The organism is Frankia sp. AgPm24, from assembly GCF_023243055.1.
In the GTDB taxonomy this organism is placed as follows: domain Bacteria; phylum Actinomycetota; class Actinomycetes; order Frankiales; family Frankiaceae; genus Frankia; species Frankia umida.
Genome location: NZ_JALKFW010000214.1, coordinates 42,416 through 65,506, shown reverse-complemented (window position 1 = coordinate 65,506; position 23,091 = coordinate 42,416). Strand labels below are relative to the sequence as shown.

Sequence of the window (23,091 nt, the reverse complement as noted above, 5' to 3'; positions counted from 1 at the left end):
GCCGAGGGCCGACCACTGACGGCGGACGGCCCTCGGCGGGCGAGAAACCGGGCGGCGGCCGGACGCCGAGGGTTGTTCGGCCACACGCCGAGGGTTGTTCGGAATCTCGAGGCCGAATTCCCCGAATTTCCCTCGGCATGCCATGACTTTGGCAGTGATACGGCCGCAATCCGGCGCTGCCGGACCGCTCCGCGTCCCATCCAGGCACGGCGGTAACCGGCACACCGGCCGGACGTGATCACACTGGTACGGTGAGCACCAGTGACGCACGGATCGCACAGGCGACACAGATGCCGGGCCGGGTCACCGGTGTGCGGGGCTGACGCTGCGGTGGGGTCACATGGGTCACGCCGAGCGGATCATGCCCTTGGTGCGCATCAGTACGTCGGCGAGGTAGCCGTCGTGGGGGACGCCGGGGCGTAGCCAGGTCGTCGGGTGGTCGCCGACGTAGACGTTGGTGATGGACGGCTCGTCCAGCAGGGCGTCGATCAGCTCGCCGCGGGTGGTCATGGCGGTCAGGACCAGGGTGTCACGCAGCGGGGCGAGGCCGTCGGAGGGCTGCCACGGGCCGACCCACACGCAGGGAAACGGCAGTTCGACGCCGAGCTGGGGGGCGGTGGCCGTGTCGACGAGGTGCACGGCGGGGCGCAGCACCGCGCCGCCGCCGGGTAGTTCGTCGACGATGGTGTCACCGCCGAGCAGCGCCCGGGCGTCGCCGGCCACCCGGTGCAGGTAGCGGTCGATCTCGACGACGGACGCGGTGGGTTGCACGGTGAGGGTGGCCCGCGGGTCGTCGGCGGGCAGGCTCGGGATGCGGCCCAGGCGGTCGGCGAGGGCTTCGGCCAGCGGCCCGGGGTCGCCTTCGACGAGCACGGCGGTGGTGCAGGTGCAGGCCGTCCCACCGAGGTGGCTGACCGAGTCTGCGATCAGGTCGACCTTGTCGCGCCAGTCGACGTCCGCGGTGACCAGGATCTTCGAGCGTCCGGGGCCCTGGGGCAGGACGGTGGGGATGGCGCTGTACTTGTCGACGACGTCCTGCCCGCCATAGACGATCGCGAAGTCCGACTCGCTGATGAGCACGTCGGCGACGCTGTGGTCGGTGGGCAGCAACGTGATCGTCGCCGGTGGGAAGCCGGCCGCGCGCAGCGCCGCCACCAGCCGAAACGCCGTGTACGGCTCGCGGGACGACGGACGCACGACCACCTTGTAGCCCAGGGCGAGCGCCTCCGGCCACAGGCCGTGCACCGCCGGGGTGTTGCCCGCGGCGTGCACGGCGAGCAGGTCACCGCGGCGCGCCCACACCGCGGCGCCCGCGTGGGTGCGTCCGTCACGCCAGTCGCCGACGGCCCCCGTCGGACGGGCGAGGTCGAGGACCTCCCGCTGCGAGCGCAGCACATCGGTGATCCACTCGACGGACTGGCGCACGACCGCCCTCGGCACCCCGGAGGCGGTCGAGACGAGCTCGACATAGCCATCCGGGTCGAACCCGCCGAGGGTGGCGGTGGCGAAGACGTCCGCGGCCCGTTCCATCGCGGTCAGCCGCTCGTCGCGGGGTATGACCGGCGCGGCCCGCATCGCCGCGAGGGTGCGGCGCACGTACAGCGCCGGTGCCTGGGAGATCTCACCGATCGGTGCGCCGGACACCGCGGTCAGCGGCGCCCGGGTGCGGCTGCGGTACGGCCCGGCCGCCCCGAGCGCATCGATCTGCAGGGGTGCTTCGGGCTGGGGGTGGGCGGCCATCAGTAGACCCCTTCGATGACGGTGTGCTCGGCGAAGGTGGCGACCGGGCCGACGTCTGCGACCGAAACGCCGAGCGCACCGGGCGCGCCGGGTGTGCCGGACGGCGGTGCGATCCGCAGGGCGTGGTCGCGTTCCAGGTTGTTCGGGATGAACGCGTACCTGGTGAGGTGGTTCATGACGACCTGGCCGCGCTGCTCGTCGGGCACGTCGTCGCCGGTGTCGGGGTCGACGACCCGGAACACGATGTACGGGCTCGGCGGGTCGAAGGCGGCGAGGCCGTCGGCGCGTTCGACGTCGCGTTCCCGGGACATCCCGAGAATGGTGGTGCTGCCGTACAGACCTTTCAGTGGAATACCGGGGAAGATCTCGTTGCGGAACAGGTCGCGGGTGTCGGCGTCGAGATGCGCGCCGCTCCAGCAGATGTAGCGGACGCCCTTGCGGATGGCCTCGACGAGGTCGTCGCGGCGGGAAAGGCGTTCCAGCAGCGGCGGGGTGGTGATGAGAATACCGACGTTCTGGGTGTGCAGGATATGCGCGGCCTGGTCGACGAGATGCTCGACGTAGCGTTCGGATTCGGCGATGTCGCCGCGACCGAGCAGCGTTTTGATCCACCGCGGGTCGAGGTCGAGGGAGAACAGCACCCCGTTCTGGCGGCGGGCGCGGCGGCGGGCGAACTCGCCGAACATGTGCGGGCCGCTCGGGGCGACGGCGAGCACGTTCGCCTGGCCCAGCGGCGCGTAGTGCGCCTCGTCCCAGCCCAGGGCGAACTCCATCCAGCGGTCGAACATGACGAAGCGCTTGGGCAGCCCGGTCGTCCCACCGGACTCGTACACACCGGCGATCACCCGGTCGGCGCCGGTCAGCCCGCGTGGAATCAGGTCCTCGACCGGCACGTCCCGGAACTCGTCGACGACGTTCGGGAACAGGCGCAGATCGTCGAACGTGCGGACGTCGGCGATCGGGTCGAACTCGAGGTCGCGGGCGCGGCGCAGCCAGAACGGGCTGCCCGTCCGCGCGTCGAAGTGCCAGCGCATGAGCGCGGCGAGGTATTCCTGCGGGTCCAGGTCGACGGGTGCTCGACCGGGTTCGGGTAGATCCAGGATGGTGGTGCTCATGCGCTGCCTCCGCGGGCGCGTCGGACCGCCGGTTCGATCACCGGCAGTCCGGATCGTCGCCGATCGTCGACCACGTGGCGTCCCCTGCGGCGGCTCCTGATTGCTTCATAGGAATTTCCGTCCGCGACACGCCGCCAGCAGCACCAACCCGCCATCCGCGGGTCGTGCGCCGTTCAACCACACCACCTGGATCACGATCGGTTCGGGACGCCCGCCGGCGGCCAGGGCCCGTCCGGATGCCTGGCCACGGGCGGTGGCGCCACGCTCAGGCCGTCAGCCGCACCGGCAGCGTGCGCACGCCGCGGACGACGATCTGGCTGCGAAAGGTCACCTGGTCGCGGGCGACGGTGATCGCGCTGGTGCGGCGCAGCAGGGCGCGCAGGGCGAGGTCGGCCTCGATGCGGGCCAGGGGCGCGCCCAGACAGTAGTGGATGCCGATGCCGAAACCGAGATGGCGCCGGGCCCGTCCCGTCCCGGTGAACCGGTCGATGCGGAAGGTGTCCGGCTCGTCGTAGGCGGCCGGGTCGCGGTTCGCGGCGCCGACCAGCATCAGCAGCCCCTCACCCTGGGTGAGTTCATGGCCGTCGATCGCGAGGTCCGCCAGGATCGTACGGCCGATGATCTGCACCGGCGGGTCGTAGCGCAGCACCTCCTCGACGGCGGGGCCGATCAGCGTCGGGTCGGCGCGCAGGGCGGCGAGCGCCGCGGGATGGTCGGCCAGGGCGAGGATGCTGGCGCCGAGCAGGTTCACCGTGGTCTCGTAGCCCGCGACGAGCAGCAGCGTGCACAGCTCCAGCAGCTCCGTCTCGGTCAGCGCGTCGCCGTCCTCGTCGTGGATGGCGACGAGGCTGCTGAGCAGGTCCGCGCGGGGGTGGGCCCGCCGGTCGGCGAGCAGGCCCCGGAAGTAGGCCTCGAAACCGACGGTCGCGGACTGGCGGGCCGCGTTCTCCTGCTCGCTCAACGTCGGTCGCGGGTCCAGACCGCGGGCCAGCGCGTCCGCCCACTCGCCGAACAGGGGCTCATCGACGTCGGGTACCCCGAGCAGTCGGCACATCACCCGCAGTGGCAGGGGCCGGGTGAACGCGGTGACCGCGTCGACCTCACCCTGCGCGAGCGCCTCGTCGAGCAGGTCGTCGGCGGTCTCGGTGATCCCCGGTGCGAGGGCGGCGACCACCCCCGGGGTGAACGCCCGCCCGACCAGCCGGCGCAACCGACCATGGTCCGGCGGGTCGGCGCGCAGCAGCGAGCCAAGGCCGTCCTCCATGGTGCCGCGGTAGCTCACACCATCGCGGTAACCATGCCCGACACCCGGATGGGCCAGCGCCGCGGACGCCTGCGCGTGCCCGGTGACCAGGGTGACCCGCCCGCCGGCGATCTCCCCGGGCAGAAACACCCCCCGCTCGCGGACCACCTGGTAGCAGGGATACGGATTCGGCTGTCGTCCCAGCGCCAGTGCGGACATCACCCCGCTGTACTCCCACCCGCCGGTATCCGGGACGACCGAGGCCCGCGGTGCCGGTGCGGTCGGCGGTGCCGGTGCGGGCGTGGAAGCGGTCATCTGCGCATCTCCCCGTGGTTCGTAGAACGTGGACGACGACGCGACCGGGCCGATTACCCGGTCATCCCCGCCGCCGCACTGGATGACGTCATTGTTGCATCCGACATGAATCAACCCCGACACCCGGATAAAACTGCGGGTGAATCCCACTACCGGCAATTCGACGGCCTCGCGGGGGCGATAGCCGAATCCCATCGACCAGCGGCTGTCAGCCGTCGGCCGGATGCCAGGCGTCGGACGCCGCTACGCCCCCGCGGCGGCCGGCAGCGGCACCGACCCGACCGCCCCGCCCACCGCGCCCCCGGGACCGGCCGTACCGGTGCCGCCCGAGGGGTCCGTGCGCTGCGGAGCTCCTTCGCGGGCTCTGGCCGCGGCCACGCCGCCGGCGGCGCGGACGAAGGCGGCGAGTGCCACCAGCCGCGGCTCGATCAGGACCGGTTCGAGTTCCAGACCGCGGGGTTCGGCCGGGGTCGGCAGCAGCGCGACATCGGCCCGACCGTCGCGCAGCGCCCGCTCCTGTTCGCCCAACCCGCCGAGCAGCAACTCCACCTCGATCGTCGTCTCCTGCTCGCGGTAGGCGGCGAGGATGGCGGGCAGCATGCCCGCGTCGTAGTCGGCCTTGAGCGCGACCCGGCGGGTGGTGCGTTCCAGCAGCCGAGCCCCGAGCCGCCGAGCCCCGAGCCGCCGCTCCCGCTCACGAATCGCCCGGGACAACGGCGGCTGCGCCATCGCGAGCCGCTCGGCGGCCCGGCCGAAATGCAGTTCTTCGGCGACGGCCACAAAATACCGCAGCTCGCGCACCTCTATCGCACAGCCGCCTCGCTACATCAGCCGCATTCCCTGGAGAAACCAGATCATGATTGTTGTCACCGCGCCGACCAGCCGCATCGGCCGCCAACTGCTGACCCACCTGCTCGCCGACGCCGACGCCGACGCCGACGGCGACGGCGGCACTGACGGCCGCGCCAGATCACCGCGATCCGCGACCAGGGCGTGATCGCCTCCACCGCGAACGGTGACCTGCGCTCCCCCACCTGCGCTCCCCACCTGCGCCACCGGCGACATCGCCGCTCGCGCCGCCGACCTGCTACGCGAGGACACCTGGACCGGCCAGGGCAGCGTCGCCGTCCTCGGCCCGCAGGACCTGACCGGTCACGAGCTGGCCGACATCATGTCGGACGTGTTCGGCCGCCCCATCCGCTACCAGCGGATCAGCGTCCAGGAGCAGTACGACGGCCTGGTCGGCGTCGGCTGGTCGGCGGCGATGGCCCGAGGCCTGGTCGAGATGATGACGGCCAAGAACGACGGACTCGACAACGGTGAGCCGCGCACGCCCGCCTCCACCAGCCCCACCACGACGAGGGTGTTGCGGGCGGTACCGCTGAACACCACCCCCCGTCCGGCCGGCGCGTCCAGGCCGAACAGTCGGGCCACCACCACCCCCACCACCACCGGCGCGGAGCCGGGGCAGTTGCGAGGTGATCACAGCGAGAAGGGTCGCGGCCAGCAGTGGCACCATCGCCACGTCCGTACCGGCCGCCGCGGCCGCGAACCAGCCACGCGGACGGCGAGCCACCCCCGCCTGCACCAGCCACGCCCGCAGCTGCGGGACGGCGATCAACCACGCGAAGGCCGACAGGAACGGTCCGACCCGCACCACGTCCCCGAGCTCGGGGCCAAAAAGGACCCTCAGATAGCCCGGCAGCAGCACCAGCTGCGTGACCAGCAGCAGCGGCGTCACCGCGAGCAGCTGTACCCGCCGTGCGCCGCCCAGCCCACCGAACACCACCACCCAGTCCACGCACGGGCACAACAGCACCAGCAGCACGTCCAGGCGCAGCGCCCGGTCGTCCGGCAGCAGTGGCAGGAGGGCTGCGACCACCACGGGCACCACGACGAAGTTCACCACCAGCACCGCCGCTATCAGCGGACTCACCGCCTGCTCCAGCCCCGACCCGACCCCCGGCGACACCAGCCCCACCAGCACGCCGAGCCCGATCGCGGCCAGGTACACCTGCACCTGCCACCGCTCCAGCGCCGCCCCGACCTCCGCCAACCCCGTCCCCGTCCCCACCCTGTGCCATGACCACGGGCCGCTCCGCGCGCCCTGGCCTGGCGCCGCCCGGTCGCCACCGCCATCCTGGCCGCGGAGCCTGGACGCTGCCCCCGGTTCTCGTCGGGCCTGTCGACCAGGCTTCGACGTCGGCCCCTTCGACATCGGCCCGTCGGAGGCCGGACCGTGGACGGGCGGGTCGGTCAGACGGGGCCGCGGGGGCGATCACCGGGGGTGGTGGGGTCCCCCGGCGGTGCGGAGCCGGGGCCTTCGCCCTGCGCCCAGACGGTGCGGTCGACCAGGCCATGCGGGCAGTGACCGGAGCCGTCGCGGGGCGAGGGGCGGGCGCCGCGGACTCCGGCGAGCGCCGCGCCGCGGGCCCGGCGGCATTCCCGGCAGGCCGTCACGCTGATCATCGGGACGAGACGGCCGCCGCCGCGGCGACCACGGCCGGGCCGGCCGCCGACGCCCATCAGGTGCCCACCCGCCCGGTGCCATCGCAGACCAGGCATCGCACGACCGCGTTGCCGAGGAAACGGCCGTCCTCGTCGACCTCCTGGCGTCCGGACTCGATCTCGCCCTTGCCGTTGCAGGTCGAACAGTCGCCGAACTCGACGGGACGGTCCCCGGTGTCCCCGCCGGCCTTACGCCGGTGCCGGTCGCCGTCGTCGCGGACCACCGGCGGGCTGCCACCACGCTTCGTGCCGCCGCGACCGGACGACGCCCCGCCGTCGGTGTTCCCGCGCCGGTTCCAGACCATGGCCGCACAGTAGCCGCACCACGACGCAAGCGGATCCCGCCCACGTCGGACCTGTTACCGAAACGCCTGTTCAGAACCGTTTCGGCCCCAGGCCGACGCACCCGCACAGCCGGCCTCGATCTGAGGTCGCCTCGGATGCCCGGGCCGCACTCTCCGACCCACCGACCCACCGACGCGCCGAGGACGACGGTGAACGGACGGGAAAGCGTCGGCGAAGAAACGGCGATCGACCGCAGCAGCGCGGCGAACTGTCGGACATCGGCCGTAGCCTCACCAGAAATCGCCGATCTGAGTGCCTCCGCCCAGATTCGCGCTGGACGAGGTTCAGGGCCAGCGAGCTTCAGCGCCAGCGAGCTTCAGCGCCGGCGAGGTGCAGGGTCAGCGAGGTGCAGGGTCAGCGAGGTGCACGGGGGATCGTGGTCGAGGAGGACCGTGGCTGACTGGTGGAGCACCAGCAACGTCGTCGCCGTGCTCACCGCGGTGCTGGGTGTGGGCGCGTCGGTCGCGGCGGTCTGGTACGAGCGGCGCCCCCGTCGCCGGCAGCTCGGGTACCGGGTGCAGATGGCGATCCGGGTCGGTGGGGGCAGCCGGGGTGGGCGCGGCCAGGCCGTCTTCGGCCAGTTCACGAACCTGCCCGGGATCTCCGACGCCACGCTCGTCCTGCTGCGGATCGAGAACTACGGCGCGCAGAGCATCAGCGAGTCCGACTACACCAACAACGGCCCGCACGGCCTGACCGTGGATGTCGCCGACCTCACCGTGCGCAGCGTCGTGGTCATCCCCGATCCCGACGAGCTGCATCTGCTCGGCCACTTCTCCGCCCCGGACAGCCTCCGCTACGGCGACAACCTGCTCCAGCTGCCGCGTGTGCCGCTGAACCCCGGCCAGCACTACAAGCTGCTGATCCTGCTCAGCGGCGGCGGCGCCGGCAGCGATCTGCACGTGCGCGGCGGTATCCGCGACGGCGGCATCGTCGAGACCGAGAGCGTCTCGGTGGACGACAAGCCCCAGCGGTTCAGCCGGCCGGCCCGTCTGATCATGGTGATGCTCACCGCGTGTGTGGTGGCGCTGGCGGCGATCATCCTCATCCCGGGTGACGGTGGGCGCACCCGGGTCGGCTGTGTGGGCGGGCGGCTGACGATCGCCGGGTCCACGGCGTTCGCGCCGATCGCGCGGGCGGCCGCCGACCGTTACCAGCGTGACTGCCCCGGTGCGACGATCGTCATGGACGCCCGGGGCAGCGAGGCCGGTCTGCGCGAGCTGACCGCGGGAAGCGAACCGCGCACCGATCTGATCGCCTTCTCCGACGGGCGGGTGCAGACCGGTGCGAGCCCCCGGCTGTGGGGGCAGGCCGCTGCCCTGTCCGTGTTCGCGCTGGTGGTCAACAACCATCTGGCGGTGTCGAACCTGACCTCCGGGCAGATCCGCGCGCTCTACACCGCCGACCCGGCCGGGCGGATCACCGACTGGAGCCGGATCAGCCCTCGCGATCCCGTGCCGGTGGCCGCCCTGAGTCGCACCGGCGATTCGGGCACCCGGCAGGCCTTCGACGCGTTGTTCCTGAGCGGCGACGCGGAGCCGGCCACCAGTTCACCCGGTGGCTGCCTCGGTGATGGTGCGGCCGGCGGGCAGGCGGTGTACTGCCAGTTGGCGAGCAGCGCGGAGATCGCGGGCCGGGTGGCGGCGCTGCCGGGCGCGGTCGGGTACGTCGACCTGCGGGCGGCGCGGAACACACCCAACGTGCACCCGGTGTCGATCGACGGCCACGCGCCGTCCATCCATGACAGTGGGTATCGCTTCACCGAGATCGAGTACGCCTACACCGACGGCAGGCCGGTGCCGGGCAGCCTCGCCGACGCCTTCCTCAGCTATCTGATCACCGGCCCCGGCCGCAGCGACCTCACCACCGACGACGACCAGCCCTGCTACACCCCCGACAACCTGCCACGCTGCCGTGGCTGAGGCGGGCCGGCCGCCTCATCGCCGGCCGCGGCGGCGGCGGCGAGAGTCGCGCGCAGCCGACAACGTTCGGCGAAGGCAAGAGCCGCCAGGTGGTAGGGGCGGGCCGCCCAGCCGAGACTGATGTTGTGGCTGGCATCGGCCAGCAGGCAGGTCTCGACCGTCGGGGCCGCGGTGAACAGCCGACCGATCGCGGCCAGCTCCCCCTCGTCACTGGTCCACCACTGTTCGTACTCGGCCATGGTGATCCGCACCGGCACGCGGATGTGGTGCGCCAGCGACGGAAACGACGGCGGCCAGGTGTGGATCTCCGCGCTCTCCCCCTTCGCGGACGGCTCGAGAAAACCGCGCCGTCCCCGCAGTGTGTCGGCGGGATACAGCTCGGACGCCCCCCAGAACACCTCGATCGCCTCGGCCACGGTCGCCGGCGGTGGGACATCCGGGTGGATGCCGTAGCGCTGCGCCTGGTAGCGCAGGCCGACCCCGGACCCCTCCAGCCCGAGCAGCGCACCGCTGCCGGCCTCGGCGGCCCCGGCGGCCTGCGGGGTCTGGGCGGCGACGTGGATGGCCAGTTTGAAGCCGTTGGAGTGGGCGACCAGGACGAAGCCCGCGCCGACGGTGTGCGTGGCCGCGAAGTCGGCGAGGGCGGCGCGGGCGATGCCGGCCTGGGCGGCGAAGTTCTGGTCGGCCTCGGCCAGGGCGGCGCTGGCCCGGTAGCCGGGACGGTCCAGGGCCAGCACGTTCCAGCCTGCGGCGGCGCCGATCGTCAGCAGGGACAGCTCCGGTGCCGCCCCGCCGTGGAAGTAGCCGGCGTTCATCCCCCCGCCGTGCAGCGCGACGATCGTCCCGCGGGGCTGCGCCACCTCGGCCAGCAGCCCCGACACCGAATAGCGCCCCGCGTCCAGCAGGACGGGCGCGACGGCCGGCTCAGCCTCGGGCACTGGCCGGCAGGGTGATCGTCTTCGGTTCGAGGTAGGAGGCGAGCCCCTCCGGGCCGAGTTCCCGGCCGAGACCGGACTGCTTCACACCGCCGAACGGCGCCGCCGGGTCGAGCGAGATGCCGTTCACTCCGAAGGTGCCGGTGCGGATGCGCCGTCCGACCTCCACACCGCGGTCGAGGTCCTCGGTCCACACCGTGCCGTACAGGCCGAACTCGGTGGAGTTCGCGATGGTCACGGCCTCGTCGACGTCCCGGTAGGGCAGGAAGGCGACGACCGGGCCGAAGATCTCCTCCTGGGCGATCCGCATGCCCGGGTCGACGTCGCGGAACACCGTCGGTTCGACGTAGTAGCCGCGCTCGAGGTGGGCCGGACGGCCACCGCCGGTGACCAGGGTCGCGCCCTCGTCACGTCCGATGTCGATGTAGTCGAGGACCCGGGCCCGCTGACGGTCGCTGATCAGCGGACCGATGAACGTGGTGGGTTCGGTCGGGTCGCCGACCCTCAGGCCGCTGACCTTCGCGGCGAAGATCTCCACGGCCTCGTCGTAGCGGTCGACGGGGACGACGATCCGCGACTGGGCGACGCAGAACTGCCCGCTCTGGAACAGGCTCATCGTGACCAGACGCGCCATCGCGTTCGCGAGATCCGCGTCGGGCAGCACGATCGCCGCGGACTTGCCGCCGAGTTCGAGGGTGACCCGCTTGAGCTGGCCGCCGGCCAGGGACGCGATGCGGCGGCCCACCGCCGTGCTGCCGGTGAACGCGACCTTGTCGATCCCCGGGTGCGTCACCAGATACTCGCTGGAGCGCGGCCCCGCCGCCAGCACGTTGAGCACCCCGGCGGGCAGCCCCGCGGCCGCCGCGGCCTCGGCGACGAGATAGGCGTTCAGCGGCGTCTCGGGAGCGGCCTTGAGCACGATGGTGCAGCCGGCGGCCAGGGCCGGGGCGACCTTCATCATCGCCAGGAAGAACGGCACGTTCCACGGGACGATCGCGGCGACCGCGCCGACCGGCTCGTGGCGCACGATCGCCGGGGAGTAGCGCCCCTCGCGCGGCGCCTCGTCCTCGAAGGTGCTGGCCAGCTCGGTGTAGTACCGCAGCACGTCCAGCCCGTTGTCGACCTGCGCCGAGCGGACCATCGCGGCCGGGACGCCGTTCTCCGCGGTGATCGTCTGTGCGAGCTCGTCCGCCCGCTTGACCAGCTGCTCGAGCAGCTCGCCCAGCACCTGCGCGCGCTGCGCCGGGCTCAGCCGCGGCCACGGGCCGGTGTCGAACGCCCGTCGCGCGGCGGCCACCGCGGCGTCCACGTCCTCGGTGCTGGCGTCCGGGACCCGACCGATCACGTCCTCGGTACTGGGCGAGACGACATCGAGATGGTGCTGCGAGCTCGACGCGACCCACTGACCGTCGACGAAGATGTCACCGCTTGTGTGCACCACCGCACACCTCCCCAGAATCAAGCCCAAGACCAGCCGAGACAAAAACTAGTCGATGTCGCATCGACGCGTCGATGTCTCCGCCGCGCCGCCCCCGTCCGCCTACAGGGCGCTGGCCAGGCGGCCGGCGAGCAGGCGGGTGAAGCGAGACGGGTCGCGCAGGTCGCCGCCCTCGGCGAGCAGGGCCAGGTCGTAGAGCAGATCGGTGGTCTCGGTGAGCGCGGCGGACTCGGTGTCCTGCTCGTGGGCGCGGCGCAGGCCGGCGACCAGCGGATGGGTCGGGTTGAGCTCCAGGATGCGCTTCGCGGCCGGCACCGGCTGGCCCATCGAGCGGTACATCCGCTCGAGCGCGGGTGTCATGTCGAAGGTGTCGCCGACGACGCAGGCGGGCGACGTCGTCAGGCGGGAGGACAGCCGCACCTCCTTGACCTCGTCCCGCAGCCGCTCACCCATCCAGGTCAGCAGCGCGGCGAAATCGGTGCGCTGCTGCTCCCGCTCCGTCTCCGTCTTCTTGCGGTCGTCCTCGGTGTCCAGGTCCACCTGTCCCTTGGCCACCGACTGCAGCACCTTGTCGTCGAAGCGGCCGACCCGCTCGACCCAGACCTCGTCGACCGGGTCGGTCAGGATCAGCACCTCGTAGCCACGGGCCGCGAACGCCTCCATGTGCGGCGAGTTCTCGATGGTCGCCCGCGAGTCACCGGTCATGTAGTAGATCTCGGTCTGGCCCTCCTTCATCCGCTCGACATAGCCGCGCAGCGTCGTGGTCTGCTCCGGGTCGTGGGTCGAGGCGGCGGAGATGATCTCGAGGATCGCCTCGCTGTCCTCGGCCGCGTCGAGCAGACCCTCCTTGACGGCGGCACCGAACTCCGACCAGAAGGTGCGGTACTTCTCGGCCTCGTTCTCCAGCAGGTTGCGCACCGTCGCCAGCACCTTGCGGACCAGCCGACGGCGCACCTGCTGAATACGCCGGTCCTGCTGCAGGATCTCCCGGGAGATGTTCAGCGAGAGGTCACGGGCGTCGACGACACCCTTGACGAACCGCAGGTAGTTCGGGAGCAGCGCCTCGCAGTCGTCCATGATGAACACCCGCTTGACGTACAGCTGAACGCCGCGGCGGGCGTCCCGGGTGTAGAGGTCCAGCGGCGCGCGAGACGGGATGAACAGCAGCGCCTCGTACTCGAACGTGCCCTCGCCCTTCATCTGGACGACCTCGAGCGGGTCACTCCAGTCGTGGCTCAGGTGCCGGTAGAGCTCGTTGTACTCGGCCTGGTCGACCTCGTCGCGGGGCCGGGCCCACAGCGCCTTGCGTGAGTTCAGCGTCTCGATCTCGATCGTGGTCGCGGCGACCGGCTCACCCGCGGCATCCGCGTCGGCATCCGCGTCGGCATCCGCGTCCGCGTCCGGCAAGGGGGCGGGGCGCTCGACGGCCATCCGGATCGGCCAGGCGATGAAGTCGGAGTACTTCTTGACGATCTCGCGGATCTTGTGGTCGGCGGTGTAGTCGAACAGCCGGTCCTCGGCGTCCTCGGCCTTCAGGTGCACCGTCACCGCGGTTCCGCGGGGGGCGTCGGGCACGTCCTCGATGGTGTAGGAACCCTCGCCGTCGGACTCCCAGCGGGTACCGGTCCGCTCCCCCGCCCGCTGGGTCACCAGGCTGACCCGGTCGGCCACCATGAACGTCGCGTAGAAGCCGACACCGAACTGGCCGATCAGATCCGCCGAGGCCGTGGTGTCACCCGCCGCCCGCGCCTCGGACAACGAGCGCAGCAGTTCGGCCGTGCCGGAGCGGGCGATCGTCCCGATCAGGTTGACGACGTCCTCGCGGGACATGCCGATGCCGTTGTCGCGCACCGTCAGGGTGCGCGCGTCCCGGTCGACCTCGAGGTCGATGTGCAGGTCAGCCGTGTCAACACGCAGCTCCTGCTCGGTCAGTGACGCCAACCGCAGCTTGTCCAGCGCATCGGACGCGTTCGAGATCAGCTCCCGCAGGAACACGTCCTTGTCCGAATAGATCGAGTGCACCATGAGGCGCAGCAGTTGGCGCGCCTCCGCCTGGAATTCCAGCGTCTCGACCCGGGTGGTCACGGAGTTCCTCCATACGAATTCAGCCGAACAGGGTCGCGAACATCGGGCGTCCACCACACCGCATCCGCGGCAGAAATCATACCTATCACTGCTGATCCGTCTCCAACCATGCCGCCGGCGCCCGAACGGTCACGCCGAGGTGACCCGGCGATGGCTCCGGAGTGGAAAACGGCTTGCCCTGGCGACGCCACCGTGGCAGGTTCGAGAGCGCTCCCACTCCCGGACGAAACGAGTTGCCGATGCTCCGCTGAGGCGCCGACCCGACGGCCCGCCGTGGCCGTCCCGCCTGGTACCGCCTCGGAGGACACGTATGTCCACCCAGCTCACCCTGGATGGCGTCAGCAAGTCGTACGATCATCGCCGCGTGCTGTGGGATGTCAGCTGCTCCCTGCCGCCCGGCGGCCGCACCGGGATCATCGGTGAGAACGGCGCCGGCAAGAGCACCGTGCTGCGGCTGCTCGCCGGTCGTGAACAGCCCGACGAGGGTCGGGTGATCGTCCAGGCCGACGCCGGCGTCGGCTACCTGCCGCAGGAGGCCCCGCTGCCGTCCCACTGGACGGTCGGTGACGCCGTCGACGACGCCCTCGCCGAACTGCGGGCCATCGCGTCCCGGATGCGCCAGCTCGAGGCGATGATGGCCGGACCAGCCGGCACAACCAGCTCGGATGCGGTACTGGAGGAGTACGGCACGTTGCTGACCATGTTCGATCTGCGGGGCGGCTATGACGCGACGGCCCGGGTCGAACGGGTGCTGCACGGGGTGGGGCTCGCCGGGCTCGCGCGGCAGCGGACGCTGGCCACGCTCTCCGGTGGGCAGCAGGCCCGGTTGCGGCTCGCGTGCGTGCTGGTGGCCAGCCGCGAGGTGCTGCTGCTCGACGAGCCGACCAACCACCTCGACGACGACGCGCTGACCTGGCTGGCCACCTACCTGCGCGCCCGCACAGGCACGACGGCGCTGGTGTCCCACGACCGCGTGTTCCTCGAGGCGGTCGCCGGCACCCTCGTCGAAGTGGACGCGGCCAGCCACGGCCTGACCCGCTACGGCAACGGCTACGCGGGATATCTGCAGGCCCACACCGCCGCTCGGGCCCGCCAGGCCCAGGCGCACGCGGACTGGCGCGCCGCGGTCGACCGCCAGCGGGAGGCCACCCTGACCACAGCCCGCCGGGTCTCCCCGCATCGCGCCGCGACCGATCGCAACAAGATGTCCTACGGCCTGGCCGGGGACCGCGTGCAGCAGGCGGTCGCGAGCCGGGTCCGCAACGCCGAGGAACGTCTGCGCCGCCTGCTCGACCACCCCGTCGCCGCACCCCCCGAAGCACTGCGCTTCGCCCTGCCGGCCCAGCCATCCCGCCCAACCCAGCCATCCCGCCCAACCCAGTCGCCCCGCCCAACCCAGTCGCCCCGCCCGTCCCTGGCCGTCAGCGCCGGTTCCGCCGGCGCCCCGGACTCCACCAGCACCACCAGCCCAACCCGCACCACCAGCCCAACCAGCGATGCCAGGCCGACCAGCACCACCAGCCCAACCGGCACCACCAGCCCAGCCGGCGGCGCCAGCCCAACCGGCGGGACGCTGCTTGGCGCGGTGGAGGTGACGGTGGCGGGGCGGCTGCCGGCGGTGTCGCTGGTGGTCGGCGCCGGGGAGCGGCTGCTCGTCGACGGCCCGAACGGGGCCGGCAAGACGACCCTGCTGCGGGTACTCGCCGGCGATCTCGTCCCCGACGGCGGCGAGGTCACCCGGCATGCCACGATCGCGCACCTGCCGCAGCAGATCCCGGTCACCCATCCGGAACGCACCCTGCTGGCCGCCTTCGCACACGGCCGCGCCGCCCTGACCGACTCCACCCTGCGGGGTTCGCCCCGCGCCGGTGGACGGGTCGAGGTCCGGTCCGAGGACGCACAGGCGCTGTTGGCCTTCGGGCTGTTCACCCGCGAGCAGCTCATGGTGCCGCTGGGACGGGCGTCGGCCGGCCAGCGGCAGCGCCTCGCGCTTGCCCTGGTCCTCGGGGCCGGCGCCGACGTCCTGCTGCTCGACGAACCCACCAACCATCTCTCCCTGGTACTCGTCGAGGAGCTCGAGGCCGCACTCTCCGCCTATCCCGGGGCGATCGTGCTGGTCAGCCACGACCGGTGGGTCCGCCGCCGCTGGAACGGCGACCGCCTCACCCTGGCCCACCATTCCGGCGCCGCCCCGCGGACGTGACCATGCCCCGCATCCCCACATCCCCCGCACCCGCACCCGCACCCGCACCCGCACCCGCACGATCTTCCCGCGGATCCGCCCGCCGGCGGCCGACCCTGCGGTCCGCGGTCAGATGCCGAGGGTTGGACGGCCGCATGCCGAGGGTTGTATGGAAAATCGGGCCCTGAATCCTCGAACAACCCTCGGCATGTCATCGTCCTGACCACAATTCGGCTGCGTCGAAGCGCTCACCCCGTCATCACGGCGACGAGGTAATTACTTATATCTGTAGATATCGGACATCCAGCTGGCCGCGATCCGGCATTCCCGAGGTTCGGCGAGACATCGAACCACCCGACTTGCGCACCATGCCTCGACCGGACGCGATCGAGGCCGCGGCGGGAACCGCATGGCCACGCCACGCGGCATGGCCATGCGACACAGATGGGCCGGTCGCGGAAGGTGGACCCCGCCTCGGCCGGGCGGGCCAGGGTGGCCGACGTGGCAGACGCGCCGGACATGGCGGACGCGCCGCCGAACGTGACGGATGCGTCGCCGTGCCACCGGCCAACCAGCCGCGGAGCGCGGGCGACCGGGGGTCATCCACGGCGGGCATGTGATTCGGATCACAGTACGCGCGAACACGCGCCGGAGCACCGTCGTCATGGCACCTCGACCGCATACCCACCTTGCGCCACACAAGCCGAGCCGGTTGACAACTGACGGCTACTTATCTAATGTTTTCACCACTCTTCCACTCGAACACCGCCTTCGTGTGATACCTCTACCTACGACAGCCGTTTCCGCCGACACCCCTGCCCAGCGCTGCCGAGATGCGAGGAGACGAGGAGCGGATGGAAGCGGGTCCGTCGTCCGATCCGGTGCGTGAGTTCTTTCTTCCCGAGCTTCCGCGGTCGTTGCCATGGCGATATCACCCGCGGGCGGCGCAGATCGAGTTCGCATCCAACGGGTGGGTGCGCGCATACCTGTCCGACTGCTTCTCGAGCGAATCCGAGCTGCTTTTCTTTCTGCGTCAGCGCAACGGTCTTTACGGTCCGCTCACGGTGCCGGACGCCGACGCGCGGCGGGCCCGTGACGTGGCCGACTGGTATCAGTTCGTCACGGTCATCGACACCTTCGTCTCCGACCGGACCGGTCTCGGCGCGAACCTCGCCGATGCCCGCGCCGTCTTCGCCGCGATCATCGGCGACTTCATCCCCGAGCAGCCGCAAGGTGACGAGACGCGGTCCACCCCGGTGCGGCCCGGCGAGACCCGGCCCGACCAGGCAAGGACCGACCAGGCGCGGGTGGATCAGGCAAGGACCGACCAGACGCGGGTGGATCAGGTCGCGTACGGGCGGGCGGCGCGGGATCTGTGGGAGCGGATCAGCACGGGGCTCAGTCGGGCGCAGACGGGGCGGCTGGTGGCCGCCCTCGCGGCGTTCCTGCGTGGCTGCGCCACCGAGATCGACGCGAAGCTCGCCGGCACGGTGCCCGACTACGAGACCTGCCTCGCCGTCCGGCTGGACAGTTTTGGCTGCGATTTCATCGAGCTGATGACCGAATACGGCGCCGAGGTGGATCTGAGCGACATCGTCGCCGAACTGGCCGCTGTCCACGACCACTGCCGCCGCCAGATGATCATCATCAATGATCTGCTTTCCTGGCGTAAGGAGCATGCCCAGAACGATCCGATGACCGTGGTGCGGGTGCTGGTCGAACATGACGGGCTCGCGCTGCAGCCCGCGGTCGACCAGCTGTGCGGGCTGGTGGCGTGGCACGAACGGGAATACGCGCGGGCTCGCGACGAGCTGCTGGCCGGCCCGCTCGGGGCACGTGACGACGTCCGACGGTATCTCGGCGCGCTGGACCTGCTCATGGGCGGCAGCCAGGAGTTCGAATACCTCACACCACGCTACTTCGGTGACGGTTTCGTCTGGGACGGCGCGACGTCCGGCTGGGTCGATCTGTATGCGCCGGTGACGCGATTTCGCCCAGATCCGTGGGAATCCGTGCGATCCTTGGAACGCCTCCAGCCCACGGTGCCACCTGGCGCCGCCGGGCGCCCGACTGGCGGGGCAGCCATCGGTACCCGTTAGGTGGTGTGGTGACGACCAGCGAAACCGTGGCTCGGCCAGGTCGCGACCAGGTACGCACCCGTTCGTACACGTTCGCCGTCGCGGACGGTCGCGTTCCTGGCCTTGGTCATGCACCGGCACTGATGCGTCGACCACTGGACTTTCTCGCCGGCCTGCCCGCCCAGGGAGATCTCGTCGAGATCAGCCTCGGGCCGCGCCGGGCGTATCTGGCCTGTCATCCCGATCTGGTGAACGAGGTGCTGGTACGCACCCGGGTCTACGACAAAGGCGGGCCGCTTTTTGACAAGGTCCGGCTGCTCATCGGCGACGGGCTGGTCAGCGCGCCGTGGGAGGTGCACCGTCGACTGCGCCGGCTGATGCAGCCGGCCTTCCACCATGGCCGCCTCGACGGGTATCTGCAGCTCATGGCCGAGGAGATCGACCGGGTGCTCTCGACCTGGCGCGCGGGCCAGGCGATCGACGTCAACGAGGCGCTGCACTCCCTCACCCTGCGGATCACCGCTCGCACGATGTTCGCCACCGACGTCGCCGAATCGCGCATCCTCAACGAGGTCGCCGCATGCATGCCGATCATCATGCGTGGCGTCTACCAGCGCACGGTCGCCCCGGTGGACTGGTGGGAGAAACTCCCCCTGCCCGGTAACCGCCGGTTCGACCAGGTCCGCGCCCGGATGCTCGCCGTCATCGGCGAAACCATCGAACTGCAGCGCCGCGACGGCACCGACCACGGCGACCTGCTGTCCATCCTCGTCGCCGCGCGGGACGGGGACGAGGCCGCGCGGCTCTCCGACGCCGAGGTGTTCGACCAGGTCATGACGCTGCTGATCGGTGGGACCGAGACGACCGCGAACGCGATCGGGTGGGTGCTGCACGTGCTGGCGCAGAATCCGCCGGTGGAGGCGGCGGTGCACGCCGAGATCGCGGGCGTCCTCGAACGCTCGGGCGGCGACACACCGGGTGTCGCCGACATCGCGGCGTTCGACTACACCGGCCGGGTCCTTCAGGAGACGCTGCGGCTCTACCCGCCGGCGTGGGTGCTGACCCGGGTGACCACGCAGGACACCGACCTCGGCGGCCGGCACCTGCCGCGCGGCAGCATCGTCCTGTACAGCCCGTACGCGATGGGGCACAGTGGCGCGCTGTTCGCCGATCCGGAGCACTTCGACCCGGACCGTTGGCTGCCGGCGCGGGCCCGGGAGATCCCGCCTGGTGCGTTCACCGTGTTCGGTGGGGGCAGCCGCAAGTGCATCGGTGACACGTTCGGCCTGGCCGAGGCCACTCTGACCATCGCGAACATCGCCCACCGGTTCTGGTTGCGTCCCGTGCCCGGTGCCCGCCCGCACACCGCGATCCCCCGGGCGTCGCTGGGTACCGGCCCCTACCCGATGGTTCCCTGGCTGCGCCGGCCGTAGCGTCCCCGCCCGGCGGCGAGCCGGCCCGACAGCAGATATCCGGCGATCATGATGGCGGCGATCATCGGCGGGCCGGTGGGCGCAGCGCGGCGAGGAACAGGTCGAGCAGACGGCCGGCCTGGTCGCGGTCCTGACGGTCGGCGGCGGCCAGGCAGATCCCGGACAGGGCGACGAGCACGTCGTCCGGGGCGACGTCCGCCCGTAGTTCGCCCGCCGACGCGCCGGCCCGCAGCAACGTGGCCACGGCGCTGGTCAGCCGCTCCCGGCTGCGTGCGAAGGGATTGCCCCCGGAGGCGACCAGTGCCCGCAGCGCCGGCCCCATGCCCTGCTTGGTCGTCAGGTAGTCGAAGAACCGGTCCATCCAGGTCCGCAGCGCCGCGGCGGGCGCCAGCGTCACGAGCAGGTCGTCGACGCAGTCGCAGAGCCGGTCGAGTTCACCCTGGTAGGCGGCGTCCACCAGGGCCTCCCGGGTGGGGAAGTGCCGGTAGAGGGTGCCGATGCCGACACCGGCTTCCCGGGCGACCGCCTCCAGTGGCACCTGCGGTCCGTCCTGCGAGAGCACCCGGACGGCCACCGCCAACAGGCGCTCCCGGTTACGCCGCGCGTCGACACGCAGCGGACGTGCCGCCATGTTCACCTCCCGGGAATCTTCCGGAGGGACCTCCGGTTATGACCGATCGAAGTGGAGGAACCTCCGCTTGATTTTACCGATCTTCTGGAGGAAACGCCGTATGAGCGACCGGATCACGACCCCGTTCGGTGCCGAGTCGACCGCCGCCGAGGTGCTCGCGGGCCTCGACCTGACCGGACGGCGCGCCATCGTCACCGGCGGCGCCTCGGGTATCGGGATCGAGACGGCCCGGGCCCTGGCCGACGCCGGAGCGGAGGTGACCCTGGCCGTGCGCGATGTCGCCGCGGGTGAACGGGTGGCCGCCGAACTGAAGGCGCCGGTGCCGGTCCAGGTCCGCCACCTGGACCTCGCCGAGCCGACCAGCGTCGGGACCTTCGTCGCCCACTGGGCCGGCCCCTTGGACATCCTGGTCAACAACGCCGGCATCATGGCCTCGCCGCTGCTGCGCACCCCGCGGGGCTTCGAGTTGCAGTTCGCCACCAACCATCTCGGCCACTTCGCCCTGGCCACCGGCCTGCACCCGGCGCTGGCCGCCGCCGCGGCGTCCCCGACCGGCGAGGCGCGCGTGGTGTCGGTGAGTTCCAGCGCCCACCACCGCTCCCCCGTCGTGTTCGACGACATCCACTTCGAGCGCCGTCCCTACGAGCCGTGGGCGGCGTACGGGCAGTCGAAGACCGCGAACGTGCTGTTCGCCGTGGAGGCGACCCGCCGGTGGGCGGACGATGGGATCACCGTCAACGCGCTCATGCCCGGCGGCATCCGCACCAACCTGCAGCGTCACGTCTCCGAGGCGGATCTCGAGCGGCTGCGCAGGGCCGCCGCGGGCGACGGCACTGGTCCCGCGCTGCGCTGGAAGAGCCCCGAGCAGGGTGCGGCCACCTCGGTGCTGCTCGCGGCGTCCCCGCTGCTGGCCGGGGTGGGCGGACGCTACTTCGAGGACTGCCACCAGGCCGAGGTCGGGATGCTCTCCGCCCGCAACGGCGTCGCCGCCCACGCCCTTGACCCCGAGGCCGCCGCCCGCCTGTGGGACCTCTCGGTCACCACCCTCGCCGGCTGACCACGGCAGTCGGCGTCGCGCACGACCGGCGCCGGCCCGGCCCGCGCCTGGTTCCGCGGAACCGGGCGCGGCCCGGCGCCGGAGCGGCTACTCGAGGCGGCGGAAGCGACTGGCGTGGAAGACGAGCGGGCTGACATCGTGATCGGCGTCAAGGTCATGGACCTCGAGCACGATGATGTCGTGGTCACCGGCCCGGACCTGCTGGGAGACGCTCGTCTCCAGCCAGCCTCCGGCGTCGTCGAGCAGGACGGCCCCGGCGTCGGTGGTGCGCCAGTCAAGCTCGGCGAACCGGTCGGCGCCGCGACCGGCGAGCTGACGGCCGTGGCGCTCCTGGGCGGCGCTGAGGATGCTCACCCCGAGACGGGGCGCGGAGCGCAGCAGCGGCCAGGTGCTCGACGAGTGCGCGACGCACACCGAGACCAGCGGCGGCTCCAACGAGACGCTGGTGAACGAACTGACCAGCAGCCCCACAGGTGCGCCGTCGACCTCCGCGGCCACCACGGCCACACCGGAGGGAAACGAGCCGAACACATATCGCAGCCGAGCTGAGTCGATGACCTGCGGTGGGCTCACCATGTGCCGACCTCCACCACATCGAGAGTACTGGCCGCTCGGGCCACTGTGTGCCGGTTCGCCGGGACCGGCAGACCGAGGTTCCCGCGCAGCGTCGTCGAGGAGTACTCGTCGCGTACCACGCCACGGTCGCGCAGGATCGGCACCACCTGCTCGGTGAAGCGGGCGAACTCGCGCGCCGAGTTCACCGTGATGTTGACGCCGTCCAGGCCGTCCGCCTCGAACCAGCGCTGGAGTTCGTTCGCGACGGTCAGCGGGGAACCGACGAACGGCGAGCGCTGGGCGTCCAGCTGGTGCTCGACGACCTGGCGCAGGGTGAGGTTGCGCTCACGGGCCAGCGTCGTGATCGACTCGGCGTGGGTGCGGAAGCTGCGCGCGCCGGCGTCGCCCACGTCCGGGAAGGGGGCGTCCAGGTCGTAGCGGGTGAAGTCGTGCCAGCCGAACGGACGGCCGAGTTCGGCCAGCGCCCGCTCGAAGCTGCGCCCGCCGCGCGCCGCGTCGTCCTTGGCCCGCGCCTCGGCGTCGGTGTCGGCGATCACCGGGGAGACGCCGGGGACGATGAGCACGTGCTCGGGGTCGCGTCCCTTCGCGGCCGCCCGGGCCCGCATCTCGCGGCGGAACTCCTGCGCCTGCGCCAGCGAGGGCGCGTGGGTGAAGATCGCCTCGGCGATGCTGGCGCCCAGGTCACGCCCCTCCTCGGAGTCACCGGCCTGGAAGATCACCGGCTGGCCCTGAGGGGTGCGCTCGAGGTTGAGCGGGCCGACGACACCGAAGTACTCGCCACGGTGGTCCAGGGTGTGCTGACGGGTCCGGTCGAAGAACTCGCCGCGCGCGCGATCGCGGGGGAAGGCGTCGGACTCGTAGGAGTCCCACAGGCCCTGCACGACGCGCACGTGCTCGAGCGCGCGGCCGTAACGGGTGGCGTAGTCGTAGTGCTCGTCGCGGCCGTAGTTGCCGGCGGTGCCCGCGTCGCCGCTGGTCACAACGTTCCAGCCGGCCCGCCCGCCGCTGATGTGATCGAGTGAGGCGAGCCTGCGGGCCACGTTGAACGGCTCGTTGTAGGACGTGGTGATCGTGCCGACCAGGCCGATGTGGTGCGTGTGTACCGCGATGGCGGACAGCAGCGTCAGCGGCTCGAGCCGGCTCAGGTAGTGGTGCGGCGAGTCCGGCGTGATGAACTGGCTGTCGACGATGAACACATGGTCGAACTTCGCCGCCTCGGCCTGCTGTGCGCGGGCGATGTACCAGCGCACGTCGACACTCGCGTTGGTCGGGATGTCGGGATCCAGCCAGGTGGTGTGCTGGCCGGGGCCACCGACACCGAACAGGACGGCCCCCAGCTTCAGGGTGCGCCCCGGCCGCCGGGCCGAGCCGGAGTTCGAAGCCGAGCCGGGATGCGGAGTAGAATCGGACATACTGACCTTCCTGGACGCCTGTACATACGTCAGCACGGACGTCCACACGCCAGTTCAGGCGTCGGTCTGGACGTCC

The 23,091-nt window shown here is 71.5% G+C and carries 19 protein-coding genes; 6 read left to right on the top strand and 13 right to left on the bottom strand.

Annotated elements, in window-relative coordinates:
- Positions 1-345 precede the first annotated feature (345 nt).
- The 4 genes from MXD61_RS24315 to MXD61_RS24300 form a co-directional block, all read right to left on the bottom strand.
- Positions 346-1,740 carry an aldehyde dehydrogenase family protein gene (locus MXD61_RS24315; RefSeq protein ID WP_248815741.1) on the bottom strand — a complete coding sequence of 465 codons (1,395 nt, stop codon included), beginning with the start codon at positions 1,738-1,740 and terminating at the stop codon, positions 346-348.
- Positions 1,740-2,855 carry an AMP-binding protein gene (locus MXD61_RS24310; RefSeq protein WP_248815740.1) on the bottom strand — a complete coding sequence of 372 codons (1,116 nt, stop codon included), beginning with the start codon at positions 2,853-2,855 and terminating at the stop codon, positions 1,740-1,742. Before MXD61_RS24310 ends, MXD61_RS24315 begins: the two co-directional genes overlap by 1 nt.
- A 265-nt stretch (positions 2,856-3,120) precedes the next feature.
- Positions 3,121-4,413: a cytochrome P450 gene (locus MXD61_RS24305; RefSeq protein ID WP_248815739.1), complete on the bottom strand. Its 1,293-nt coding sequence runs from the start codon at positions 4,411-4,413 to the stop codon at positions 3,121-3,123.
- 243 nt (positions 4,414-4,656) lie between these two features.
- Positions 4,657-5,214: a LysR family transcriptional regulator gene (locus MXD61_RS24300; RefSeq protein ID WP_374629494.1), complete on the bottom strand. Its 558-nt coding sequence runs from the start codon at positions 5,212-5,214 to the stop codon at positions 4,657-4,659.
- Between the two features lie 55 nt (positions 5,215-5,269).
- Between MXD61_RS24300 and MXD61_RS24295 the strand changes: the two genes are divergently transcribed.
- Positions 5,270-5,410: a hypothetical protein gene (locus MXD61_RS24295; RefSeq protein WP_248815738.1), complete on the top strand. Its 141-nt coding sequence runs from the start codon at positions 5,270-5,272 to the stop codon at positions 5,408-5,410.
- A 90-nt stretch (positions 5,411-5,500) separates the two neighbouring features.
- Here the strand turns inward: MXD61_RS24295 and MXD61_RS24290 are convergent, their stop codons facing one another.
- The 3 genes from MXD61_RS24290 to MXD61_RS24280 all read right to left on the bottom strand — a co-directional run bounded on the left by MXD61_RS24290 (position 5,501) and on the right by MXD61_RS24280 (position 7,226).
- The gene (locus MXD61_RS24290) at positions 5,501-6,469 is read right to left on the bottom strand and encodes a hypothetical protein (RefSeq protein ID WP_248815737.1); all 969 of its coding nucleotides are present in this window, start codon (positions 6,467-6,469) and stop codon (positions 5,501-5,503) included.
- A gap of 200 nt (positions 6,470-6,669) precedes the next feature.
- Positions 6,670-6,978: a hypothetical protein gene (locus MXD61_RS24285; protein ID WP_248815736.1), complete on the bottom strand. Its 309-nt coding sequence runs from the start codon at positions 6,976-6,978 to the stop codon at positions 6,670-6,672.
- Entirely contained in the window at positions 6,939-7,226 is a 288-nt protein-coding gene (locus MXD61_RS24280; protein WP_248815735.1) for a hypothetical protein, read from the bottom strand. The genes MXD61_RS24285 and MXD61_RS24280 overlap by 40 nt, the downstream gene beginning before the upstream one ends.
- A 432-nt stretch (positions 7,227-7,658) precedes the next feature.
- Here MXD61_RS24280 and MXD61_RS28570 point away from each other — a divergent pair, with 432 nt between their 5' ends.
- Positions 7,659-9,188, top strand: a complete 1,530-nt coding sequence (locus tag MXD61_RS28570; protein WP_248815734.1) for a PstS family phosphate ABC transporter substrate-binding protein — start codon at positions 7,659-7,661, stop codon at positions 9,186-9,188.
- On the opposite strand, the gene MXD61_RS24270 is transcribed toward MXD61_RS28570, so the two are convergent.
- The 3 genes from MXD61_RS24270 to htpG all read right to left on the bottom strand — a co-directional run bounded on the left by MXD61_RS24270 (position 9,152) and on the right by htpG (position 13,586).
- On the bottom strand, positions 9,152-10,126 hold the full coding sequence (locus MXD61_RS24270; RefSeq protein WP_248815733.1) for a hypothetical protein: 975 nt from the start codon (positions 10,124-10,126) through the stop codon (positions 9,152-9,154). The two genes, MXD61_RS28570 and MXD61_RS24270, sit on opposite strands and share 37 nt — an antisense overlap.
- A complete protein-coding gene (locus tag MXD61_RS24265) occupies positions 10,113-11,564 on the bottom strand; it encodes an aldehyde dehydrogenase (RefSeq protein ID WP_308222836.1) in 1,452 nt (483 codons plus the stop codon). Before MXD61_RS24265 ends, MXD61_RS24270 begins: the two co-directional genes overlap by 14 nt.
- A 99-nt stretch (positions 11,565-11,663) precedes the next feature.
- Positions 11,664-13,586 (bottom strand): molecular chaperone HtpG, encoded by a 1,923-nt coding sequence (gene htpG / locus MXD61_RS24260; RefSeq protein ID WP_251080541.1) that lies wholly within the window; start codon positions 13,584-13,586, stop codon positions 11,664-11,666.
- 370 nt (positions 13,587-13,956) lie between these two features.
- On the opposite strand from htpG, the gene MXD61_RS28205 reads away from it, so the two are divergent.
- The 3 genes from MXD61_RS28205 (at position 13,957) to MXD61_RS24240 (ending at position 19,339) form a co-directional block, all read left to right on the top strand.
- Complete coding sequence (locus MXD61_RS28205; RefSeq protein ID WP_285223369.1) at positions 13,957-15,849, top strand: ABC-F family ATP-binding cassette domain-containing protein; 1,893 nt, start codon at positions 13,957-13,959, stop codon at positions 15,847-15,849.
- 833 nt (positions 15,850-16,682) lie between these two features.
- On the top strand, positions 16,683-17,927 hold the full coding sequence (locus MXD61_RS24245) for a terpene synthase family protein (RefSeq protein ID WP_248815731.1): 1,245 nt from the start codon (positions 16,683-16,685) through the stop codon (positions 17,925-17,927).
- Positions 17,928-17,935: 8 nt separating this feature from the next.
- Positions 17,936-19,339: a cytochrome P450 gene (locus MXD61_RS24240; protein ID WP_248815730.1), complete on the top strand. Its 1,404-nt coding sequence runs from the start codon at positions 17,936-17,938 to the stop codon at positions 19,337-19,339.
- Between the two features lie 61 nt (positions 19,340-19,400).
- Here MXD61_RS24240 and MXD61_RS24235 read toward each other — a convergent pair whose 3' ends face one another.
- Positions 19,401-19,970 carry a TetR/AcrR family transcriptional regulator gene (locus MXD61_RS24235; RefSeq protein WP_248815742.1) on the bottom strand — a complete coding sequence of 190 codons (570 nt, stop codon included), beginning with the start codon at positions 19,968-19,970 and terminating at the stop codon, positions 19,401-19,403.
- Between the two features lie 100 nt (positions 19,971-20,070).
- Here MXD61_RS24235 and MXD61_RS24230 point away from each other — a divergent pair, with 100 nt between their 5' ends.
- Positions 20,071-21,027, top strand: a complete 957-nt coding sequence (locus tag MXD61_RS24230) for an SDR family NAD(P)-dependent oxidoreductase (RefSeq protein ID WP_248815729.1) — start codon at positions 20,071-20,073, stop codon at positions 21,025-21,027.
- An 87-nt stretch (positions 21,028-21,114) separates the two neighbouring features.
- On the opposite strand, the gene MXD61_RS24225 is transcribed toward MXD61_RS24230, so the two are convergent.
- Positions 21,115-21,603, bottom strand: a complete 489-nt coding sequence (locus tag MXD61_RS24225; protein ID WP_248815728.1) for a flavin reductase family protein — start codon at positions 21,601-21,603, stop codon at positions 21,115-21,117.
- Positions 21,597-23,015: an NtaA/DmoA family FMN-dependent monooxygenase gene (locus tag MXD61_RS24220; protein ID WP_248815727.1), complete on the bottom strand. Its 1,419-nt coding sequence runs from the start codon at positions 23,013-23,015 to the stop codon at positions 21,597-21,599. The genes MXD61_RS24225 and MXD61_RS24220 overlap by 7 nt, the downstream gene beginning before the upstream one ends.
- Positions 23,016-23,091: the final 76 nt, after the last annotated feature.